This window comes from Nocardia sp. NPDC049935, assembly GCF_055586645.1.
The window spans coordinates 484936-505095 of sequence record NZ_JBVJHV010000004.1; the positions used below are offsets into that span (position 1 = coordinate 484936).

Sequence of the window (20160 nt, forward strand, 5' to 3'; positions counted from 1 at the left end):
GGCACGCCGAACCGCCGCCGGAGCTGTCGGTGGGTGCGCATAAACTCGCTACACCAACCCCCGCCGAGCCATTGGGAGGAAGGACAGATCTTGGCCCCCTCGTCCGGATTCGTTCATCTGCACAACCACACCGAGTACTCCATGCTCGACGGGGCAGCCAAGATATCCCCGCTGTTCGCCGAGGCCGAACGCCTCGGAATGAGCGCGGTGGGTATGACCGACCACGGCAATATGTACGGCGCCGCCGAGTTCTTCCACTCGGCGAAGAAGAGCGGTATCAAGCCGATCATCGGTATCGAGGCCTACGTCGCCCCCGGTTCGCGGTTCGACAACAAGCGAATCCAGTGGGGCGATCCGAGCCAGAAGAGCGACGACGTCTCCGGCTCCGGCGCCTACACCCATATGACCATGGTCGCCGAGAACGCCACCGGCCTGCGGAATCTGTTCAAACTGTCCTCCCTCGCCAGTATCGAGGGCCAGCTAGGCAAATGGGCCCGGATGGACGAGGAGCTCATCGCCGCCCACGCCGAGGGCATCATCGCGACCACCGGCTGCCCGTCGGGGGAGGTCCAGACGCGGCTGCGCCTGGGACACGACCGGGAAGCGCTGGAGGCCGCCGCCAAATGGCAGGAGATCTTCGGCCGCGACAATTTCTTCCTCGAGGTGATGGACCACGGTCTGTCCATCGAGAAGCGGGTGCGCGAAGGCCTGCTCGAGGTCGGACGGACGCTGGACATCCCGCCGCTGGCCACCAACGACTGCCACTACGTCACCAAGGAACACGCGAGCAACCACGAGGCTCTGCTGTGTATCCAGACCGGTAAGACCCTCTCCGATCCCACCCGCTTCAAATTCGACGGCGACGGCTACTACCTGAAATCGGCCGACGAGATGCGCGCGCTGTGGGACGCCGAGGTGCCCGGTGCCTGCGATAACACCGTCTGGATCGGGGAGCGGGTCCAGTCCTATGCCGAGGTGTGGGAACACCGCGACCGGATGCCGGTCTTCCCGGTTCCCGAGGGCGAGGACCAGTCCGGCTGGCTGCGCAAGGAGGTCCACCGCGGACTGGAGCGGCGCTTCCCGTCCGGGGTGCCGCGCGAGTACGTCGAACGCGCGGAGTTCGAGCTCGACGTCATCATCGAGATGGGTTTCCCGGCCTACTTCCTGGTGGTCGGCGATCTGATCAACCACGCCCGCGAGGTCGGCATCCGGGTCGGCCCGGGCCGTGGTTCCGCGGCCGGTTCGCTGGTGGCCTACGCCATGGGGATCACCAATATCGACCCCATCCCGCACGGGCTGCTGTTCGAACGGTTCCTCAATCCCGAACGCGTCTCGATGCCCGATATCGATATCGACTTCGACGATCGCCGCCGCGGTGAGATGGTCCGCTACGCGACCGACCGCTGGGGCAGCGACCGGGTCGCCCAGGTCATCACCTTCGGCACCATCAAAACCAAGGCCGCCATCAAGGATTCGGCGCGCGTCCAGTTCGGCCAGCCCGGCTTCGCCATCGCCGACCAGATCTCCAAGGCCCTCCCGCCGCCGATCATGGCGAAGGATATTCCGCTGTCCGGGATCATGGACCCCGAGCACGAGCGGTACAAGGAAGCGGCCGAGGTCCGCGAACTCATCGGCAACAATCCCGATGTCGCCAAGATCTACGAGACCGCCCGCGGTCTCGAGGGCCTGATCCGTAACGCGGGTGTGCACGCCTGCGCGGTGATCATGTCCTCCGAACCGCTCATGGAAGCGATCCCGCTGTGGAAGCGCGCGCAGGACGGCGCCATCATCACCGGCTGGGACTATCCGTCGTGTGAGGCCATCGGCCTGCTCAAGATGGACTTCCTCGGTCTGCGCAACCTCACCGTCATCGGTGACGCGCTGGACAACATCTCCTCCAATCGCGGTATCGACCTCGATATGGACAATCTGCCGCTCGACGATCCGGCCACCTACGAATTGCTCTCCCGCGGCGACACTCTCGGAGTGTTCCAGCTCGACGGCAGCGCCATGCGCGATCTGCTGCGCCGGATGCAGCCCACCGGCTTCGAGGATATCGTCGCGGTGCTCGCGCTGTACCGGCCCGGCCCGATGGGCATGAACGCCCACAACGACTACGCCGATCGCAAGAACGGCCGCCAGCAGGTCAAACCGATCCACCCCGAACTCGAGGAACCCCTGAAGGAGATCCTCGCCGATACCTTCGGCCTGATCGTGTATCAGGAGCAGATCATGCAGATCGCGCAGAAGGTCGCCGGTTATTCGCTCGGCCGCGCCGATATCCTGCGCCGCGCGATGGGTAAGAAGAAGGCCGAGGTGCTCGAAGCCGAATTCGAGGGTTTCGAGGCCGGTATGCAGTCCAACGGTTTCTCCAAACCGGCGATCAAGGCGCTGTGGGACACGATTCTCCCGTTCGCCGGCTACGCGTTCAACAAATCGCACGCCGCCGGCTACGGGCTGGTGTCGTTCTGGACCGCGTATCTCAAGGCCAACTACAAGGCCGAATATATGGCGGGCCTGCTCACCTCTGTCGGCGACGACAAGGACAAGGCCGCCATCTATCTCTCGGATTGCCGCAAACTCGGTATCACGGTGCTCCCGCCCGATGTCAACGAATCGGAGACCAACTTCGCCTCGGTGGGCGCCGATATCCGATTCGGCCTGGGCGCGGTGCGCAATGTCGGCCAGAACGTGGTCAATTCGATCATCAACGCCCGTACCGAGAAATCGAAGTTCACGGATTTCTCGGATTATCTGAACAAGATCGATACGGTGGCCTGTACCAAGAAGGTCACCGAATCGCTGATCAAGGCCGGCGCCTTCGATTCGCTGAGCCATCCCCGCAAGGGACTCATGCTGGTGCATTCCGACGCCATCGACGCGGTGATGTCCACCAAGAAGGCCGAGGCCATCGGCCAGTTCGATCTGTTCGGCGGTATGGACGACGACAGCGGTGAATCGGTGTCCTCGGTATTCGACGTCAAGGTGCCCGACGACGAATGGGAGAGTAAGCACCGGCTGGCCCTGGAACGGGAAATGCTGGGTCTCTACGTCTCCGGTCACCCGCTCAACGGCGTCGACCATGTGCTGGCGGCCCAGGCCGACACCCAGATCCCGACCATTCTGGAAGGCGATATCAAGGACGGCACCCAGGTCACCGTGGGCGGTATCCTCGCCTCGGTGAACCGCCGGATCAACAAGAACGGCCTGGCGTGGGCGTCCTGCCAGCTCGAGGATCTCACCGGCGGTATCGAGGTGCTGTTCTTCCCGCAGGCCTATTCGGTGTACGGGATGGACGTGGTGGAGGACGCGGTCGTCCTGGTGAAGGCCCGGGTCTCGATGCGTGACGACCGGATCTCGCTCATCGCCAACGATCTCGCCGTTCCGGATCTCTCGGCCATCGGGGTGGCCAAACCGCTCGCGGTGACCATTTCCACCCGGATGTGCACCCCCGACAAGATCGGCGAACTGAAGCGGGTGCTGTCCCGGCATCCCGGTACGTCGGATGTCCATCTGCGGCATGTGGGCGCGCGGGAGAAGACGACGATGCTCAAACTGGCCGACAGTCTGCGCGTGGAACCGTCGTCGGCCCTCATGGGTGATCTGAAGGCGCTACTGGGCCCGGGCTGCCTGGCGAGCTGAGCCGCAGTGGTTCGGTTTCGGCTCGGCCTCAGTGGCTGACCGCGACCCCCAGTGATTGGGTATCGATGAAGGCCGGGCCCACCTCGCCCTTGAAAACCTCCAGGTCGCGGATGCCGAAACCGGCGGATTCGAGCAGGGCGCGGATATTGCGGTCCAGGTGGCAGCCGCCGGCGATGCGCTGCTGGATCGGGTCGAGCCGGTGCTGCCAGCGCTGGACCTTCGGGTCCGGCGCCAGTCCGTGTTCGACGAAGTGCAGGGTGCCGCCCGGTACCAGTACCCGCCGGACCTCGGCGAGCGCTGCGGCGATATCGGGGATCGTGCACATGGTCCAGGTCGACAGGGCCGCGTCGAAGCTGTTGTCCGGGAACGGCAGCGACTGCCCGTCCAGGCCCGCGCGCTCCACCGGCACCGTCGCCGCGGCGAGCCGGCGGGCGGCGAGCTTCCAGCCCAGATCGGCGGGTTCCACCGCGCTCACCGAGGTGACGGCGGGCGGGTAGAACGGCACGTTGAGACCCGAGCCGAACCCGAGCTCGACCACCCGCCCCGACAGTCCGGAGCAGACACGCTCACGCAGTGGCTCGTTGGCCTTCATCCCGCAGGCCGTATTCACCAGTCGCGGGACGAATCGATCGCGGTAGATTCCCACGACCTCTACTCTGGCACTGCCGACCGGCGAAAGCCATGGGCGACACACGGATCGGTTATACGGCCCGCGATTTGGATACCCTCTGATCGAGTCAGGGAGGTTGCCATGCCCATCAAGTACCGTCAGCGCAAGTCCTACGGACCGCTGAAGCTCAACTTCACCCAGTCGGGTCTGTCCTCGTGGAGTATCAAGATCGGCCCGTGGTCGTGGAACTCCCGGACCAAGAAGAACAGCGTCGATCTTCCCGGTCCGCTGAGCTGGCGGCAGCGCTGAACCCGCGCGGCGGCGCGACTGCCGCCTCAGATCGGTCGTAGTTCGATCACCACACCGTCCTGCTGCCAGGTCTGGTAGAGATCGGCCTGCTCGGGTTCCCCCGCGGCATCGAAGCCGATTCCGTTGTAGCCGGCGTTGGTGCGGTTGTCGCGGGCGATGATCGCGAACAACCGCATCACCTCGTCTTCGCTCCGGTGCACGAGCGGGTCGAACCGCTCGGGCCCGGCGCCCCGGGTGACGGTCAGCGGTGTGCCCGGTGTCAAGTTCTTCACCCACGGGCGCAGGGCCGTGCCGATCAGCAGCACGGAACCGTGCGGGGTGTAGGCGACCGGGATCTGATAGGTGCGACCCGATTTCCGGCCCACCACATGTAGCGTCATCAGGCGTTTGCCCACCACTTTGGACACACCGGGCACCCGCAGCAGAGTCCGGACGATCGAGTTGGTGAAACCCTGCGCGCGACCCGGGGCGCGCGGCCCGTCGGTGGTCGGCGTGCCGTAGGGGTTGGGCGCTTTCGCGTCGTCGCTCATGAGACCAGTATCGGCCTCCGTGGAGACGACCGGAACCGACGCGCGGTGAGCGGCCGGTGCCGCGCTCAGAGGACCTGGTCGAGGAATTTCCGCAATCGGGGAGTTTCGGCGTTGTCGAACAGCGCGCCCGGTTCTCCCGATTCCACCACCACTCCGGCGTCCATGAAGACGATATGGTCGGAGACGCTGCGGGCGAACCCCATCTCGTGGGTCACCACGATCATCGACATCCCGCCCGCGGCCAGTTCGGACATGAGGGCGAGCACGCCCTTGACCAGTTCCGGGTCGAGGGCCGAGGTGGCCTCGTCGAAGAACATGATGTCGGGTTTCATGGCCAGTGCCCGGGCGATCGCCACCCGCTGCTGCTGCCCGCCGGACAGGTTCGCGGGCCGCGAATCGGCCTTACCGGCGAGCCCGACCACCTCGAGTTGTTCCAGGGCCAGTGCGCGGGACTCGTCCTTGGACAGGCCGCGCAGTTTCCGCGGCCCGAGCGCGATGTTGTCGGCTACGGTGCGGTGCGGGAACAGGTTGAACTGCTGGAACACCATGCCGATGCGCTGGCGCAGCCGGTCGGGGTTCTCGGTGAGCACCGATTCGCCGTCGAGCAGGATATCGCCGGAATCGGGTTCGTGGAGCCGGTTCAGCACCCGCAGCAGGGTCGATTTACCGGAGCCCGACGGCCCGATGACGGTGGTGGTCTTGCCGGCGTCGACGTGGATGTCCACACCGCGCAACACCTGGTTGCTGCCCAGCCGGAGATGCAGTCCGGTCCCGGTGAGTGCGGCGCTCATGTTATCCCCGGCCTTCCGTGATCGTGGCCTGTTCGACCGGGTCGACCGGCTGGTCGGGACGCCCGGTGCGCATCCGCCGGTCGATGTAGTTCACCAGGTGGGTGAGGGGGATGGTCAGCAGTAGGTACATCAGACCGGCCGCCACCAGCGGGGACAGATTGCCGGTCTGGGCATTGAGATCGCGTCCGACCGCGAACAGTTCGCGCTGGGTGGCGAGCAGGCCGAGGAAGTAGATCAGGGAGGAGTCCTTGATCAGGGCGATGAACTGGTTCATCAGCGCGGGCAGGACCCGGCGCACCCCCTGCGGGATCACCACCAGGGTCATGGCCTGCCGGTAGCCGAAGCCGATCGCCCGCGCCGCCTCGAGCTGGCCGGGTTCCACCGATTGGATACCGGACCGGAAGATCTCGCCGATATAGGCCGAGGCGAGCAGCGCCAGCGCGACCGCGCCCAGCCAGTACGGATTGTTGCCGGTCAGGTTGCCGACCACGGGCCCGACTCCGAGGCCGATCAGCAGGATGATGACCACGGCGGGCAGGCCGCGGAAGATATCGGTGTACACCCGGGCGGGCCAGCGCAGCCAGCGGGTGCGCGAGATTCCGGCCACCGCCAGCAGCATGCCGAGGACGGTGCCCAATACACCGGAGACCAGGGCGAGGATCAGCGTATTCGGCAGTCCGGTCCGCAACAGGTCCGGGAACGCCTGGCGATACAGCGACCAGTCGAAGAAGGTGTCGCCCAGCTGCTCCAGGGTCGACTTCGGCGCCTGCTGTGATCGTTGCTCCGGGCCGCGCTCGGCGGCCAGCGCGGCGAAATCGGGGAGCTGCGGGGCGGGCGCGGCCTTGGACCCGGGTTTCCAGCCGGGCGGCAGTTCGCGGGGTACCCAATCGCTGTAGAGGCGGGCATAGGTGCCGTCGGCGATCACGGCGTCCAGACCGGCGTTGAGCGCGTCGGTGAGCGGTTTGTTGTTCTTCGGGACCGCCCACGCGGCGAAGTTGTCGAGGCTGAAGGAGTTCTCCACCACCGAGGTGGCGTCACCGGGGGCGATGGCGCCCTCGGCCTGCGCCGACGGCGCCACCCAGGCGTCGACCTGACCGGTTTTCACATTGGCGTAGGCGGTGTTGTAGTCGGGGAATTTCACCGGGTCCAGGCCGAGTTCGTTGACCACGTACTCGTCCTGCACGGTGCCCTGGACCACCGCCACCCGCGATCCGGGGCCGAGGTCGGCGAAACCGCGGACCGGGCTGCCGTCCTTCACGACCAGCGAGAAGTAGCCGAAGTCGTAGCCGTTGGTGAATCCGACCAGTTCCCGGCGGGCGTCGGTGGTGGTGATGTTGGAGGAGCCCGCGTCGAATCGCCCGCCGGCCACCTGGGCCAGCAGGCCCGCGAACTCGGTACCGGAGAATTCGACCTGGAGTCCGAGCTTCGCCGCCACCGCGCGCAGGAGTTCGTTGTCGAAGCCGGTGAAGGTGCCGCGCGAGTCGACACAGATACTGGGCGGAGCGTCGGAGAGGGTGCCGACGCTCAGCACGCCGGGCCGCAACAGGCCGAGCCGGGAGATATCGACCGAGTCCAGCGGCACGGTCGTCGCGGTGGTGAAGCGGTCCTCGGATCCCGCGCCGGGGGCGGTGAGATTCGCCGGCGCGGCAGAAGCCGCCTCGGGCCCCGGCGGCGCGCACAGATCGCGGGTGGCGGTATCGCCGCCACCGCCGCCACCGCACGCCGTGGCCAGCAGGGCGACGGCGAGCAGTATCGCGGCGAGCAGCGCACGGGCGCGCGGAGCGGGCAGAGCGGCCATGATCGACAACCCTAGCCCCCGACCGCGCCGCGGCCGGGGCCCCGTCCCGGGTGCGCCCGGTGCCGCGTATACCCCGCGCGGCCTCGGCGAACAGGCGATTCGTCCGGTGGTGCCCCGGTTCCGCTCAGTGCGAGCCGAATTCGGCCACGCGCCCGGGCCCGGGCGTCGCCGGCTCGGTGGCGCCTGATTCGAAGAAGGCGCGCGGCACGTCCTCGAGCATGGTCCGCAACTGCTGCGGTTCGATACCCCGGTCGAGCACATAGGGAAAGACATCGTCGAACAGATGCGTGTAGTGCCACTGCGGCAGCACCGCCTCGCGCAGCGAGGGTTCCATCCAGTCGATATAGCAGCTGGAGTCCTGGGAGAGCACCATCCGCTCGGCGTACCCCCGGCGCAGCATTTCGATGAGCGTATCGGCGCGGGCCTCGAACGTGGTGTCCAAGTTGATGCCGAACCGGTCCATGCCCAGAACGAAACCGGCGTCGGCGAGAGTGATGAGGTAGTCCAGGTCGGTGGTGTCACCGCTGTGCCCCAGCACGATCCGGCCCGGGTCCACGCCCTCCTCGGTGCACAGCACGCGTTTGACCTCGAACCCGGACCCCGAATCGGGGTGGGTGTGCACGGTGATCGGCACACCGGTCTCGTGATGGGCGCGGGCGACCGCCCGCATCACCCGTTCGACGCCGGGAGTCAGTCCCTGGGCGTCGATCGCGCATTTGAGCATGCCCGCCCGGACCCCGGTGCCGGCGATCCCGTCGCGGATATCGGCGACGAACATATCGACCATCGGGTCCGGGACCGAGGTCCCGACCATCGGATCCAGTGCCGGACCCCGGTAGTGGAAGAAGAAGGGCACATCGTCGTAGGTGTAGAGGCCGGTGGCGACGATCAACCGCAGCGGGATCCGGCGCGCGATCTCGGCGATCCGGGGAATGTAGCGTCCCAGTCCGATCACGGTGGGGTCGACGATGGTGCGTACCCCGGCGTCGTAGGCGGCCGTGAGCCGGCGGACCGCGTCGTCGACGCGCTCGCTCTCCGAACCCCATTCCGACGGAAAGTTCTGGTGCACATCGGAACTGAGCACGAAAACGTGCTCGTGCATGAGAGTGGTGCCGAGATCGGCGGTATCCGCCGGGCCGAGGACGGTGTTGATCGGGGACACAGCGAACGTCTCCTGAACGGGGTCGGGGGCACGCGAGGACGCGCGTGGACAGCGGGGGATGTGGATTCCGGCGAGACCGGCGAGTCCCGGTGACGGCGCCGAAACGGGTGATCGCCCAGGTGGCGGCCGGTTTCCGGGATACCCGCAACTCTAGGGCTACCGGCTCGGCGCGGGCAATATTCCGGCGGCATGAAAGGCCGGTGGGCATTTGTGCGCAGCGCACAGCCGGATCCGGCGGGCCCGGTATCAGCCCTCCGGTTCGCCGGGAAGCAGGATCGCGGCGCCCAGTCGCTGGGTGGCCTGCAGCGCCAGACGCAGGTGCAGATCGGCGTCGTGGCCTTCCCGCCCGCCGCCGAGCAGGCCGGTGGCCTGCCGGACGCGGTACTGCACGGTGTTGCGATGGACGGCGAGTTGCTGCGCGGCCGCGGCGTAACTGTGGTTGTGCGCCAGGAAAACCCGAAGGGTCTCACGCAGCCAGTGATTGCGCTGGTTGTCCACGGCGAGTTCGCCGAGCGTCTCGGCGACGAATTCGCGCAGCGATTCGAGATCGCGTGCGAGCAGCGCGGTGGCCGCCACATCGGCGTAGGCGAGGGCCTTCCCGCTACCGGTGCCGCCGGCGAGAGCGAGGCGGCGCACGCGTTCGGCCTGCCGGACGCCACGCCGGAAACCGTCGAGGCCGGGGGCGCACCCGCCGACCGCTACGCGTACCGGCAGGTCCCGCCCGTCGAGGACCCGTTGGACGGCGGCGGCATCGACGGTGACCGGGCCCGGCACCGCGAACCACAGCCGGACCTCGCGTTCGTCCACCGGGACCATCAGCGTCGCCCGCACCCGGCCGAAGGATCCGGCCAGCGCGGTGCGGCACCGGTCGAGTACGGCCACGGCCGTGGCCGCGGTGAGATCGGCGCCGGTCCAGGCGTGTGCCGCGAGGTGATATCCGGCGAGCGGATAGTGCAGCACCCGTTCGGCTTCGGTGAGATCGGTGGCGGTGCCCTCCAGCAGCCGGGTCACCCACTGCTGGCGCAATCCGCCGCGGCTGCTCACCCAGCGGTCGCGTTCCTGTTCGTAGGCGACGGTGACCTGCTCACAGACCCGGTCGATATAGAGGGAGGTCCGGTGCACCATCCGGACGATCACCGTGGTGGTGGCGGTGCCACCCAGTTCGACCGCGTAACGCATCGCGGCGTCGAGGAAACCGGCCTGGCCGACCCGGTAGGCGGCGATCATGGCCGATACCGGTACGTCGTGCTGGGCGAGGGCGCGGGCGTACACCACCGCCCGCTCCGGAGCCCGCACACCGTCACCGTCGTCGTCGCCGCCCAGGAATTCCAGTGCGGCCGTCAGATTGTCCGCGGTGCCGGCCTCCATCAACTCACGGAGCCGGGGATCACGGTCCAGCACGGGAACCCGGCCGCGCATCTGGGCCGAGAGTGCCTCGATGAACCCCGCGCGCTCGCCGGCGAACCGGTGCGCGACCCGCTCGATGATCTCGTCGGCGCGTAGACCGGAAAGCTGTTCCACAGTGACATCATGGCCTCCCGGGCCGGTGCGAGGACGGCCGTCGCCGAATGTCGTGGGCGTATCCGCGCCATCGGCGGCGAACAGGGTCGCCTCGCGGTGGCCCGGCCGATAGAGTCGGGCTGCCGATGTACCGGGTGGGCGCGGCGCAGGTGCAGGAACGACACGGTACGGGCGGCTCCATGAAGATTTCCGCGGGTGCTCCGGGATGGTACGAGGCGTGCTCCCAGGCCGAACGCGCCGGCACGGTCGAACTCGCCGCGACCCGGTGGAAATGGTCGGTGGTCTGGTCGGTGCTGGCCGGGGTGGGACTGATACTCGCGCTGGGGCTCGCGATCGGTGCGCTGCTGCCGCTGCGGTGGCCGGTCTCGGAGCTGCCGTTCGGGGCGTGGGCGGTCGCACTGGTGGCGCTGCTGCTGGACCTGGCCGTCCTGGTGCCCAACGGGATGGCCTGGTCACGGGTGGGACTGATCTTCTCCGGCGCCGCCCCGGATTCGGCGGTGCTGCCGTTCCGGTGGCTGCGCTGGGTGCCCACCTCGCTGGTATCGCTGTACGGCACCGTGGCCATGCTGGTGGTCGGTGTGCATCCGCTCGCCGAATACGGTGAATACGGGCTGCGCGGGCTGTCGTTCACCGATTGGCTCACCGCAGTGGTCGCGCTGCTCTGTGTGCTGTGCGGTCTGTCGACGTTGTGGTTGAAGGTGATCCTGCGACCGGTGCGCACCGGCCCGTAGCCGGGCGCCGGCATCGGTGCGGGGCCCGCGACCTCAGTTCAGGGGGCTGCGACGTTCCAGCAGAACGGCGTCGCGCCAGCGGCCCTCGAACCGGCCGATCCGTTCCCGGATGCCGACGGTGCGGAACCCCGCCGCGTGGTGCAGTGAGATCGCGACGCGGTCCTCGGGGAACAGGGTGGTCTGCAGGGTCCGCAGTCCGGCGTCTTCGGCGGCCAGCACCTGTCGCCGCAGCAGCGCGGCCCCGGCGCCGCGGCCTTCCATGGCCTCGGTGACCATTACGCAGCTGTCGGCGACATCCTGGTAGAAATCCTCGTCGGAGACCGCCGTGAGCACGGCCCAGCCGGCGATCCGGCCGTCGATCTCGGCGACCCAGCGATGGTTCGGGAGCCAGCGGCGGTCGAGCGCCTCGGGTTCGGGGGCGTCGGCGGCGAACACCGCCGGATAGGCGGTGCCGCGCGCGGCGTAGATACCGCGGACCGGAGTCCAGTCGGCCGCGGTCATGGCCCGGACCGTCACATCGTGGGGCAGGTCCTCGGGGCAGGGCGGTTGCGGGGTGAGGATCCCCATCACCGCGTCGGCGGTATGCGGGAGTTCGGTGCACCGATGCGGGTTCACCGTGACGAGGGTGGCCGTGCCCTCTTTGTGCACGGTGACGAATCCGGCGTCGGTGAGCTTGCGGACGTGATGGGAGACGGTGGGCTGCCCGACGCCGAGCGCCTCGGCGATCTCCCCGATATGGATTCCGGCCGGGCTCGTGGCGACCTGATGCAGCAGGCGGACCCGGGTGGGGTCGGCCAGACAGGAAAACCAGCCGGCGTAGAGGGTCGCATCGGCGACCGGTAGCGCGTCACCGCGCTCCCGGTCCCGCACGACCGGCGGTTCCAAGGAGGTCATGGGGTCACTATATCGACGGGAGAATTCCGCAGAATAAATTTTCCGCCGAGGGGTTTATCCAGCCCCGTCGATGGTGTGCGCCGCTCCTTTTCCGCGACCTTTTCGCGGCCCGGTGGTAACGCTATCGTCGCCCAACCGAAACAAGAACACTTCACCTCGCGCTCCGGGGCTCGGTGCTGCATCGATGGCGTTCGATGCAGTGTCCCGCGCGGTCATGATATTCATGGTTTCCGGAGTGGAACCGGTGCGTGGCGGACGGTTCGGGAGGAATTATTCCGGCCGATCGTAACCAGGGTGATCATCTGCCGGATAATCGCGGAATTGCCGATATTTCCGGTGCCGAATTTCGTCTGTGCCGAAGATTCGGTGGGCGCACAGTGGGGGATTCCGGACCACTTGCCGGAGATTTTCCGGAGCGGAAGCCGTGCGCGCGGATCGGCCGCTGTCACGCGTGACACGGGCGTGCCCGGTGGTTGCCGGGGCGGGGGACTGTCCCGGACAATCACATTCGGGTATACCGGCGAGTCGCCACCGATGATCTCGCCGGTGCCGCGCGGCCGCGGTGAGCGCCCGGTATCGGGCGTCCACCGTCCGGGACGGCATTGCAGGAAACCATCGGATGACCTTACTGTGTAAGGATGAGCAGCGTCGCTTGTGCCGGCACCGCCGGACCAGAATTCCGGCGGCTGACCTCCGCTCTCACCAGGGTCTATGGTGGCCGCCAGGGTGTGGGCGCGGCGTTGGCGGTGTACCGGCACGGGGAGCCGATCCTCGACCTGTGGGTCGGGGAATCCGCTCCCGGAAAACCGTGGACCCGGGATACCGGGGCAATGGTCTTCTCGGCGACCAAAGGTATCGCCTCCACCGTCGTGCACCGGCTCGCCGATCGCGGACTGATCGACTACGACGCTCCGGTGGCCGAATACTGGCCCGAGTTCGGGAGCAACGGTAAGAGGAACATCACGGTCCGGCAGATACTCACTCATTCGGCGGGACTGTCCGGTGTCGGGAGCCTGGCGGTACACGGGTCCGAGATGCTCGACCACGAACTGATGGCGCAGCGGCTCGCCGCCGCCGCGCCCGACCGGCTCCTCGGCGTACCCGCCTATCACGCCATCACCTTCGGCTGGCTGGTCGCCGGACTCACCCGGGCGGTGACCGGGGCGAGCATGAAGGAACTGTTCCAGCAGGAGGTCGCGGCCCCGCTCGGAATCGAGGGTATCCACCTCGGCCGCCCACCGGCGGGCTCGGTCACCATGGCCGCCGAGAGCTTCGGCGCCGGATTCTCCTTCGCCGGCACCCCGCGCGGCGCACGGCTGGTGGCCCTGCTGCAGGGCATCCCGGGCGCGCTCGGCGTGGGTAGCCGCTCGCTGTTCATCCCCGGCGCCGAGGCCATCCTGACCGGCCCGAACCCGCCCGTGCTGGATACCGAGATGCCCGCGGGCAACGGTGTCTGCAGCGCCAACGGGCTGGCGGCCATGTACGAACCGCTGGCGTGCGGCGGGCTGGCCGGCGGGCAGCGCTATCTGTCCGGCGCGGCGATCCAGGCCATCCGGCGTATCGAACGCTACCGGCCGGATACCGGCCTGTTCATGTACCTGGGCCCGCTCTGGCACCTCGGCTACCACTCCATGCCGACCGTCGGCGCACCGCGGGCCTTCGGCCATATCGGTCTGGGTGGGTCGTTCGGCTGGGCGGACCCCGACAGCGGACTCTCGATCGGATTCGTGCACAACCGGCTGTCGCTGGAGACCCTGGCCGTGGATCAGCCGGCGTTCGCCTGGTTGCTGCCGCTGGTCATGGCCGGCGCCCGTTCGGCCCGGCGGATCGAGCGCCGCACCGCGCCCCGCGAGGTCGCGGCCTGAACCGGGCGGCCGTCCCGGCCGCCCGGCCCCGGCGCGGACTCAGGTCAGATAGCGGTAGGCGGGCGAACCCGGTTCCAGCCGCTCGCAACGGATCGGCGACCGGTCGATCCGATCCAGCAGCGGGGCCAGCCCGGCCCGTTCGCCCAGTTCGATGCCGACGAGCGCGGCCCCGGTCTCCCGGTTGTTGCGTTTGACGTACTCGAACAGGGTGATGTCGTCGTCGGGGCCCAGGACCTCGTCCAGGAATCGGCGCAGCGCGCCGGGCTCCTGCGGGAAGTCCACCAGGAAGTAGTGTTTGAGCCCCTGGTGCACCAGCGAGCGTTCGATCACCTCGCCGTAGCGGGAGACGTCGTTGTTCCCGCCGGAGATGAGGCAGACCACCGTCGATCCGGGCTCCGGCGCGGTCTCGAGCAGTGCGGTGACCGCCAGCGCGCCCGCGGGTTCGGCGATGATCCCCTCGTTCTGGTACAGGTCCAGCATGGCGGTGCAGACCGCGCCCTCGTCGACCCGCAGCAGCCGGAACGTGCCCGCGCCGGTGGGGGATTCGGTCGCGGTGAGCAGCGGCAGCGAACCGTGGGAGACCACCCGCCCGCCGAATCCGGATACCGCGTCGAAGGGAATCTGCCCGATCCGGCGTACGGCGGCGCCGTCGACGAACGGATCCACCTCGGGCAGCGTCACCGGCGCACCCGCGACCAGCGCGGCCGTCATCGAGGCGGCACCGGCCGGCTCGACGCCGAGGATGGCGGTCGAAGCGGAGCGTTCGCGCAGGTAGGTGCCGATTCCGGCGAGGCAGCCGCCGCCGCCCACCGGGACGATCACCAGATCGGGCGGCGCTTCCAGCTGGTCGAGGATCTCCGCGGCGATGGTGCCCTGACCGGCCGCGGTGCGGGTGTCGTCGAACGGGGGGACGATCGTGGCCCCGGTACGCCGGACATCGGCGGCGGCCGCCGCCGCGGCGGCGTCGAAGGTTTCGCCCACCGCGATCAGTTCGACGAATTCACCGCCGTGTACCCGGATCCGGTCGCGTTTCTGTTTGGGGGTGGTGGTCGGAACGTAGATGCGGCCGGTGATCCCCATCGCCCGGCAGGCGAAGGCCACGCCCTGCGCGTGGTTGCCGGCGCTCGCGGTGACCACTCCGGCCGCCCGCTCGGATTCGCTGAGCTGGACCACCAGGTTGTAGGCGCCGCGTAATTTGTAGGAGCGCACCACGGTGAGGTCTTCGCGCTTGAGGTAGACCCGCGCGCCGGTCAGCTGGGACAGGCGCGGGCATAGCTGTAGCGGAGTCGGCTCGATAATGTCGGCGATGCGTTTTGCTGCGGCGTCGATCTCGTCCGCGGTCAACGCGGGACGGGCTTCTGGCAGGTGAGTGAGCACATCGGACACCCGCTCCATGCTGCCACCCGCCGCGCCTCAACGCTGCGGCGGGTGGCCTGTACTGGGATTTCTTTGCCCAGGGCAAGGGATCGGGCGGTGCCCGAGGCCGGGTGGGTCAGCGCGGGGTGAGGACGAAGACCGGGATCTGCCGATCGGTCTTCAGCTGGTAGTCGTCGTACGGCGGGTAGGCCGCGACCGCCCGCTCCCACCAGGCGGCCTTCTCATCGCCGAAGACCTCGCGCGCGGTGTAGTCCTTGGTGACGGCGCCGTCCTGGAGTTCCACATGGGGCTGCGCGATCACGTTGTAGTACCAGACGGGATGCTTCGGAGCGCCGCCCAGTGACGCGACGACCGCGTACTCGCCCTCGTGTTCGACCCGCATGAGCGCGGTTTTGCGGAGCTTTCCGGTCTTGTTGCCGACGGTGGTCAGCACGATCACCGGCATACCCTGGATGGTGGTTCCCTCGGTACCACCGGACTGTTCGATCTTCTCGGCCTGCTCGCGGGCCCAGTCGGATGTGGACGGTGCGTATTCTCCGGTCAATGGCATGTCACGGGCAACGTCCGGTCCGCGCCGTGTTGTTCCCGGCGTCGTACCGCGCCGGTGCGCACGAGAGCGCGGACGCTGCCGGACCGGGGGATATGTGTCCGGGAAGACAAAAGTTCGATGGACCGAAGTCGAGGTCTACGGGTAGCCTCAATACATGACCGCATCGCATTCCGTCGAACTCCGGACCGGTGGCCCCGCCGCGCCGGGAGTCGATATCGCGGGTTCGCGCTGGCCGCTGTACAAGCTGGAGGCGCTGGGCGTGGGGATGCTGGTCTTCCTGGTTCCGGCGGTGATCGTGGGTTCCGCGCAGGCCGGGGTCCTGCTCGGTGCCGCGGTGGCGGCGCTGCTGTGGACACTGGGCCGGTGGCGCGCCGCGCGGTAACGCGCGGACGGGGACGCACGGTCCGCCGATTGCGGCGCGGCGGCGGGACGGCGTACTAGGCTGAGCCGAGTTGATCACCTGTCCAACCGGCTCCGGGTCGAGATCCAGGGCCCCGAAGAGGTACGCGAGCCGCAACCATGTCCGATCGAGTACACGCCTTCACCGACGACGCGCTGGGTGACCACGACACGGTGGCGCTGGCCGAGCAGGTCCGGACCGGCGCGGTGAGCCTCGCGGAACTGGCCGATGCCGCGATCGCCCGGGCGGAGAAAGTGGATCCCCGCCTGCACGCCATCGCCTACCGGCCCCCGCGGCCGCGAATCGCCGGCACCGATACCGGCGTCTGGTATGGGGTCCCGGCCTTCGTGAAGGACAACGCCGACGTCGCCGGTATGCCCAGTTGCTTCGGCAGCGCCGCGATCACCCCGCATCCGGCGGCCGCCGACGACCGGTTCACCGCGCAGCTGCTGAGCACCGGAATCACCGTGTTGGGGAAGACCACGCTGCCGGAGTTCGGTTTCATCTCCACCACCGAGTTCGAGCACGGCGAACCCACCCGCAACCCGTGGGATACCGGCCGCACCGTGGGCGGTTCGTCGGGCGGTTCGGCCGCGATGGTCGCGGCGGGAGTGGTCCCGGTCGCGCACGGCAACGACGGCGGCGGCTCGCTGCGGATCCCGGCCGCCTGTGCCGGGCTGGTATCGCTGAAGCCCAGCCGGGGCCGGCATCGCGACAACGCCCAGGCCCGGCAGTTGCCGATCAAACTCGTCTCCGAAGGTGTGCTCACCCGGTCGGTGCGGGATCAGGCGGCCTATCACGCCGCGGCCGAACGCTACTGGCGCAATCCGAAACTCCCGCCGATCGGGACGGTGGAGGGGCCGTCGGACCGGACCCTGCGGATCGGCCTGCTCACCACTGCCGCCAACGGGCTGCAGCCGGATACCGCGACCGCCGCGGCGGTCACCGCCACCGCCGCGACCCTGGAGAAGGCCGGGCACACCGTCGAGCCGATCGCCACCCCGGTGGCGGCGAGTCTGGTCGAGGATTTCCTGCAGTACTGGGCGTTCCTGGCGCAGATGTCGGGGAGCACCGGCAAACTGGCGCACGGCCGTTCCTTCGACGCCTCCCGGCTCGATCCCTTCACCAAGGGGCTGGCGGCCTCCTTCCGCCGCCGCCTGTTCTCCACGCCGGGCGCCCTCTACCGGCTGAACAGGGCCAGGGCCGAATACGACGCCGTCCTCACCCGCTACGACGCGATCCTCTCGCCGGTGCTCACCCACACCACCCCGGAGATCGGCTACCTGAACCCGGCCGTTCCGTTCCCCGAACTGCTGGAGCGGGTCACGAATTTCGTGGGCTACACCCCGGTCAACAATGTCACCGGTTCGCCGTCGATCGCGGTGCCCGGCGGTCTCACCGACTCGGGCCTGCCCATCGGCGTCATGCTCAGCGGCGCCTACGGGGACGAGAGGACCCTGCTGGAACTGGCGTTCCTGCTGGAATCGGCAAATCCCTTCCCGCGGATCACCGCGTCCTGACGCGCCGCGGCCCGGCGCGCTCCGGACGGTCTCAGCGCTCCGACGGTCTCAGCGGACCAGGAGCGCGACCGGGAGCCGCGCGAAGAGTTTCTCGGTGCGGGCCCGGTTCTGGAAGGTGTGACCGGTGAGCCGGTCGGTCCACGATCCCGACGGCAGTTCGATATAGGTATCGCCCCAGCCGGTCTCGCCGATCGCGACACTGTGCCGGGTGACGGCCACGATGATCTCGGGTTCGGAGCCCACCCGGCCGCGCGCGTAGGCCAGGAGTTTGTCGGCGTGTTCGCCGTGCCCGAAGGTGGGCGTATAGGTGCCGCCGACGAAACATTCGGGACGTTCCCGCCGCAGCCACAGCGCGTAGGCCACGATCCACATCTTCGCCGCGCCGGTGATGTCCATCGGCGGGGTGGTGGTGAGGGTGTGCAGCAATCCGGCGCGCGAACCGAAATCGACCGGCCGGCGGTTGTCCGGATCGACCAGCGAATCCTCCCACAGCTCACAGCCCTGGTAGATATCCGGAATTCCCGGCGCGCACAGCTGCAGCAGTTTCTGCGCCAGCGAATCGGACCACGCGTGCGGGGCGAGATCGTGGGCGAGGTCGGTGAGCTGGCGGCCCACCGGGCCGTCGATCACCTGGTCGAGCCAGACGTGTACCGCGTTCTCGAAGTCGACATCGGGATCCTCCCAGGAGGTGTGCTCGCCGGATTCCCGGATCGCCTTCTCGGCGAAACGGTGCACCCGTTCACGCAGGCCCGGCACGGAGGGGGCCGGGCGGCCGTCGGCCGGCCACATACCGAACATGTTCTGCAGCAGGAACAGGGCGGTCGCGCCGTCGGGCGGGGGGAGTTTCTCCAGCCACAGTGTCACCGCGCGGGCCCACATCCGGGGCACCTGGGACAGGACGCCGATCCGGGCCCGCACATCCTCGCCGCGTTTGGTGTCGTGGGTGGACAGTGTGGTCATCGAGGCCGGCCAGCGCCGGGCCCGCGACGCGTTGGCGAGATGGAACTCGTTGACCGTGCGGCCGAAGCGGGCCGGGTTACCGCCCATCTCCTGCAGCGATACCAGCCGGACCGCCCGGTAGAAGAGGATGTCCTCCACGGCCTTGGCGCCGATGGCGTTGCTCACCTGATGGAACCGGTTCCAGGCGGTGCCGCCGGCGGTCATCGCGGTGGCCAGGATGGACAGTGGCACCCGCAGTTCGGCGTTGCGTTTCTCCACTTCGGCGAGCACCGCGCTGATCATGCCGGCCAGTGGCGCGTAGTCGGCCCGGGCGACCGGCAGGAACGACAGCACTTCGATGGTGGCGTTGGTGAGCGCCATGGTGTCGAAATCCTCGGCCCGGGCGTCCTGTTTGATCGCGGCGACCAGACGGCGGATCTCGGGGCCCAGAATGCTCTCGGCCACCGCGCGTTTGATGCGGTGTTCCTTCTCCCCGACCCAGATGCGGTCGCTGCCGTGACCGGTGATGTGGCGGGACAGTTCGGTCAGGACCGGTTCACCCGCCGGTTCCAGCAGCACCCCGCCGAAATCGGCGATGCTGTCGTATCCGGTGGTGCCGTCGATGGGCAGGGTCGGATCGAGGGGTTCGCGGTTGGCCAGGGTCTTCTCCACCAGCAGCAGCCGGTTGGGGCCGATCACCTGGCGCAGGCGCTGGAGGTAGCCGGCGGGGTCGGTGAGGCCGTCGGGATGGTCGACCCGGACACCGTCGATCAGATCGTGTTCGCACCAGGCGGCCAGTTCCCGGTGGGTGGCCTCGAAGACCTGCGGTTCCTCCTGCCGCAGCGCGGCCAGTCCGTTGACCGCCAGGAACCGGCGGTATCCACACATCCCGGACCGCCAGCTGACCAGCCGGTAGTGCTGTTTGTCGTGGATACGCAGCGCGTTGTCGCCGTCGGTGCCCGGAGCGATCGGGAAGCGCATCTCGTGCAGGGCCAGCCGGGGTTCCGGGCCGGACCGGTCCACGGTGAGCGCGGCCGGATCGTTCTCGCTGCGCAGGACCGGTAGTGCGAGGCGTCCGCCGACGCCGTTACCGGGACTCCAGTCGATATCGAAGAACGAGGCGAACTGGGATTTGCGGCCGTACTGCAGCACATGCCACCACCAGAGGTTCTGCTGCGGATCGGCGACGCCCACATGGTTGGGCACCAGATCCATGATCAGTCCCATCCCGCGATTGCGCACCTCGTCGGCCAGCGATTTCAGGCCCAGCGGGCCGCCGAGCGCCGGGGAGACGGTGGTGGGATCGGTGACGTCGTAGCCGTGTGCCGAGCCGCGCGCGGCCGTCATCACCGGGGAGAGGTAGAGGTGTGAGACACCCAGTTGCTGAAGGTATTCCGCGATGGCCGCGGCTTGGACGAAGGGGAGTCCGTCCGGTCGCAGCTGCAGCCGGTAGGTGCTGCGGACCGGAGTGGCGCGCGGTGGGCGGCGGAGGCTCGGCGGGTCTGCGGGCATACGGTTTCT

16 protein-coding genes are annotated in these 20160 nt (G+C 68.4%); 6 read left to right on the top strand and 10 right to left on the bottom strand.

Going from position 1 to position 20160, the window contains the following annotated elements; all coding sequences use genetic code 11:
- The first annotated feature begins 90 nt into the window (after nt 1–90).
- Nucleotides 91–3642, top strand: a complete 3552-nt coding sequence (gene dnaE, locus ACZ6SF_RS19055; RefSeq protein WP_466063461.1) for a DNA polymerase III subunit alpha — start codon at nt 91–93, stop codon at nt 3640–3642.
- 28 nt (nt 3643–3670) lie between these two features.
- On the opposite strand, the gene ACZ6SF_RS19060 is transcribed toward dnaE, so the two are convergent.
- Nucleotides 3671–4288, bottom strand: coding sequence for a class I SAM-dependent methyltransferase (locus tag ACZ6SF_RS19060; protein ID WP_466063462.1), 618 nt, complete (start codon nt 4286–4288; stop codon nt 3671–3673).
- A gap of 105 nt (nt 4289–4393) precedes the next feature.
- Between ACZ6SF_RS19060 and ACZ6SF_RS19065 the strand changes: the two genes are divergently transcribed.
- The gene (locus tag ACZ6SF_RS19065; protein WP_450001184.1) at nt 4394–4561 is read left to right on the top strand and encodes a DUF4236 domain-containing protein; all 168 of its coding nucleotides are present in this window, start codon (nt 4394–4396) and stop codon (nt 4559–4561) included.
- 26 nt (nt 4562–4587) lie between these two features.
- Here the strand turns inward: ACZ6SF_RS19065 and ACZ6SF_RS19070 are convergent, their stop codons facing one another.
- The 5 genes from ACZ6SF_RS19070 to ACZ6SF_RS19090 form a co-directional block, all read right to left on the bottom strand.
- Nucleotides 4588–5091 carry a PNPOx family protein gene (locus ACZ6SF_RS19070; RefSeq protein WP_466063463.1) on the bottom strand — a complete coding sequence of 168 codons (504 nt, stop codon included), beginning with the start codon at nt 5089–5091 and terminating at the stop codon, nt 4588–4590.
- A gap of 65 nt (nt 5092–5156) precedes the next feature.
- Nucleotides 5157–5882 carry an amino acid ABC transporter ATP-binding protein gene (locus tag ACZ6SF_RS19075; RefSeq protein ID WP_466063464.1) on the bottom strand — a complete coding sequence of 242 codons (726 nt, stop codon included), beginning with the start codon at nt 5880–5882 and terminating at the stop codon, nt 5157–5159.
- Between the two features lies 1 nt (nt 5883).
- Nucleotides 5884–7680 carry an ABC transporter substrate-binding protein/permease gene (locus ACZ6SF_RS19080; RefSeq protein ID WP_466063465.1) on the bottom strand — a complete coding sequence of 599 codons (1797 nt, stop codon included), beginning with the start codon at nt 7678–7680 and terminating at the stop codon, nt 5884–5886.
- A 124-nt stretch (nt 7681–7804) separates the two neighbouring features.
- The gene (locus ACZ6SF_RS19085; RefSeq protein ID WP_466063466.1) at nt 7805–8842 is read right to left on the bottom strand and encodes a phosphotriesterase family protein; all 1038 of its coding nucleotides are present in this window, start codon (nt 8840–8842) and stop codon (nt 7805–7807) included.
- Between the two features lie 246 nt (nt 8843–9088).
- Nucleotides 9089–10363: a PucR family transcriptional regulator gene (locus ACZ6SF_RS19090; protein WP_466063467.1), complete on the bottom strand. Its 1275-nt coding sequence runs from the start codon at nt 10361–10363 to the stop codon at nt 9089–9091.
- 179 nt (nt 10364–10542) lie between these two features.
- Between ACZ6SF_RS19090 and ACZ6SF_RS19095 the strand changes: the two genes are divergently transcribed.
- The gene (locus ACZ6SF_RS19095) at nt 10543–11094 is read left to right on the top strand and encodes a hypothetical protein (RefSeq protein WP_466063468.1); all 552 of its coding nucleotides are present in this window, start codon (nt 10543–10545) and stop codon (nt 11092–11094) included.
- A 33-nt stretch (nt 11095–11127) separates the two neighbouring features.
- Here the strand turns inward: ACZ6SF_RS19095 and ACZ6SF_RS19100 are convergent, their stop codons facing one another.
- Complete coding sequence (locus ACZ6SF_RS19100; protein ID WP_466063469.1) at nt 11128–11988, bottom strand: helix-turn-helix domain-containing GNAT family N-acetyltransferase; 861 nt, start codon at nt 11986–11988, stop codon at nt 11128–11130.
- Between the two features lie 638 nt (nt 11989–12626).
- On the opposite strand from ACZ6SF_RS19100, the gene ACZ6SF_RS19105 reads away from it, so the two are divergent.
- The gene (locus ACZ6SF_RS19105) at nt 12627–13853 is read left to right on the top strand and encodes a serine hydrolase domain-containing protein (RefSeq protein WP_466063470.1); all 1227 of its coding nucleotides are present in this window, start codon (nt 12627–12629) and stop codon (nt 13851–13853) included.
- A 39-nt stretch (nt 13854–13892) separates the two neighbouring features.
- Here the strand turns inward: ACZ6SF_RS19105 and ilvA are convergent, their stop codons facing one another.
- Complete coding sequence (ilvA, locus tag ACZ6SF_RS19110) at nt 13893–15248, bottom strand: threonine ammonia-lyase IlvA (RefSeq protein WP_466063471.1); 1356 nt, start codon at nt 15246–15248, stop codon at nt 13893–13895.
- A gap of 97 nt (nt 15249–15345) precedes the next feature.
- The gene (locus tag ACZ6SF_RS19115) at nt 15346–15780 is read right to left on the bottom strand and encodes a nitroreductase family deazaflavin-dependent oxidoreductase (protein ID WP_466063472.1); all 435 of its coding nucleotides are present in this window, start codon (nt 15778–15780) and stop codon (nt 15346–15348) included.
- 154 nt (nt 15781–15934) lie between these two features.
- On the opposite strand from ACZ6SF_RS19115, the gene ACZ6SF_RS19120 reads away from it, so the two are divergent.
- Entirely contained in the window at nt 15935–16162 is a 228-nt protein-coding gene (locus ACZ6SF_RS19120) for a hypothetical protein (protein WP_466063473.1), read from the top strand.
- Between the two features lie 137 nt (nt 16163–16299).
- Nucleotides 16300–17700 carry an amidase gene (locus ACZ6SF_RS19125; protein ID WP_466063474.1) on the top strand — a complete coding sequence of 467 codons (1401 nt, stop codon included), beginning with the start codon at nt 16300–16302 and terminating at the stop codon, nt 17698–17700.
- 48 nt (nt 17701–17748) lie between these two features.
- On the opposite strand, the gene treY is transcribed toward ACZ6SF_RS19125, so the two are convergent.
- Entirely contained in the window at nt 17749–20151 is a 2403-nt protein-coding gene (gene treY, locus ACZ6SF_RS19130; RefSeq protein WP_466063475.1) for a malto-oligosyltrehalose synthase, read from the bottom strand.
- Between the last annotated feature and the right edge of the window lie 9 nt (nt 20152–20160).